Source organism: Novosphingobium sp., assembly GCF_036733805.1.
Classification (GTDB): domain Bacteria; phylum Pseudomonadota; class Alphaproteobacteria; order Sphingomonadales; family Sphingomonadaceae; genus Novosphingobium.
The window spans coordinates 1-2148 of sequence record NZ_DAIMZT010000143.1 but is presented as its reverse complement, the minus strand read 5'-3'; the positions used below and the strand labels follow the sequence as shown (position 1 = coordinate 2148).

The following is a 2148-nucleotide window of genomic DNA, read 5'->3' as shown; positions in this document are numbered from 1 at the left end:
TCCTTTTCGCAAGCCTCAGAAATTCAAGGAGCGGGTGGCGCGCTTCTTTGCGTCATAAGGATCATTGGTCGGGGATACTGATCGTCATTCCATTCGCCTTTGTCACACGGTAGATGTGCGCAGTGGCGGACACCAGCATCGTTCTCGTCATGGGGTTTGCTGACTTAGCTGGCCAGTGCTCCCAGGCTTATCTGCAGCTTCTTGTCCACCTGCAGGTCCGGCGCAGGCGGCCTAGAGCATCGAGCCTGAAATAGGAATCTGGGGATTTCCAAAGGTTGGGGAATGTGATGGGGTGGACGCCCCCCGACGGCATCAATGTGCCAAGGTGAGTTGTCGAACATCACCTGAGGGAGGCGTCCATGAGTGAAGTTAGCATAATCGGTCTTGATATCGCTAAGCATGTTTTTCATGCCCACGGGTCGGATGCGCGTGGTCATCAAGTTTTCACCCGGAAGATCGCACGCGGTAAGCTGCTGGATTTCTTTGCCAAGCAACCGCGTTGCCTGGTGGCGCTGGAAGCCTGTGGCGGAGCGCACCATTGGGCGCGCGAGTTGGTGCACCTGGGCCATGAGGTGCGGCTCATTCCGCCAGCCTATGTGAAGCCCTTCGTGAAGCGGCAGAAGAACGACGCTGCTGATGCAGAAGCAATCTGCGAAGCGGCACAGCGCCCAAACATGCGATTCGTCGCGGTAAAGAGCGAAGAGCAGCAGGCCTCAGCGCTGGTATTCCGCGCGCGCGACCTGCTGGTCCGACAGCGCACGCAACTGATCAATGCGATCCGCGGGCATCTCACAGAATATGGTTGGGTTGCCCCCAAGGGCAGGTCCTACGTGGCACTGCTTGGCGATCTGCTCGAAGATGAACTGGGCTCATCGCTTCCCGAAGCGGCGCGCGCTATGTTCAGGGTGATGCTCGGCATGCTCGAGGTGCTCGACGGCAGGATCGCCGAACTGGACAAGGAGATCGCCCGGCGCGCCCGGGAGGACGAGGTCGCCCGGCGGCTGATGACCATCCCCGGCATCGGGCCGATTGCCGCCACCGCCATTGCTGCCCTGGCGCCGCCGGCGCAGAGTTTCAAACGAGGCAGGGATTTTGCCGCATGGCTCGGCCTGACCCCACGGCAGATGTCCACCGGCGGCAAGCAGAAGCTCGGCGCCATCTCGAAGATGGGCGAACGCACGCTCAGGCGCCTGCTGATCATCGGCAGCAGCGCGGTCGTCATGCAGGCCAGCAGGCGGGGCGCTGCCAAAGGGTCGTGGCTGGAGGGGATGCTGGCGCGTAAGCCGCGCATGTTGGTGACTGTGGCGCAGGCCAACAAGACCGCGCGCATCGTCTGGGCACTGCTGGTGAAGAACGAGGATTACAGGGCTCGGGTGGTAGCGGCGGCGTAACCCGCCGGTCCACCAGAGGTCGTCGGAAGACGTAGGCGGTCGAAGGAGGGTATGGCATAACAGTCGGCGAGACGGGATTGGAATAACCAGTGTGAATCAGAGTGCTGCGAGCACGCTGTTGTGATGTGGATCCGATCCGCGAACTCCCATTCGGGCCAGCAGTATTATAGCTGCATCAAAAGGCCGGACAGATGGCAGCATCCGACTACGTGCAAGCCCATTTTACCGCTTGCGTCTGAAGGGGCGTCCACAGATGATTCACGCTCTGGATGGAACGCTTCGTACTGACCGACGCCCAGTGGGCGCAGATGGAGCCGCATTGTCTGGGCAAGGTGACGGACCCTGGGCGCAGCGGTGGGGACAACCGGCTGTTTGTGGAGGCGGTGTTGTGGATTGTGCGGACGGGCAGTCCGTGGCGCGATCTACCTGCGCTGTTCGGGAACTGGAGCACGGCCTATCGCCGGTTCAGGGACTGGCGCGAAGCTGATGTTTTCAAGCGGATTTTCGATGCCGTGTCGGATGAGCCGGACATGGAATACGCCATGGTCGACGCCACCATCGTCAAGGTTCACCGGCACGGCCAGGGCGCAAAAGGGGGACTCAGAGCCAGGCCATTGGTCGCTCAAAAGGCGGCATGACGACCAAGATTTTGGCGCTGACCGACGCCTTGGGCAATCTCGTGCGCTTCATACTGCTGCCGGGAAACCGTTACGACACCATCGGCGTTGCGCCGTTGATCGACGGGGTCGAGTTCGAC

General features: G+C 61.2%; 2 protein-coding genes and 1 pseudogene. 2 read left to right on the top strand and 1 reads right to left on the bottom strand.

The features are described from left to right. Window positions 1–164: 164 nt before the first annotated feature. Window positions 165–494: a hypothetical protein gene (locus V7D69_RS15990; RefSeq protein WP_333606334.1), complete on the bottom strand. Its 330-nt coding sequence runs from the start codon at window positions 492–494 to the stop codon at window positions 165–167. Here V7D69_RS15990 and V7D69_RS15985 point away from each other — a divergent pair. Then, window positions 375–1391, top strand: a complete 1017-nt coding sequence (locus tag V7D69_RS15985) for an IS110 family transposase (RefSeq protein WP_333606333.1) — start codon at window positions 375–377, stop codon at window positions 1389–1391. The genes V7D69_RS15990 and V7D69_RS15985 overlap by 120 nt on opposite strands. Window positions 1392–1660: 269 nt before the next feature. Next, a pseudogene (locus V7D69_RS15980) lies at window positions 1661–2148 on the top strand (IS5 family transposase); the annotation flags it as partial.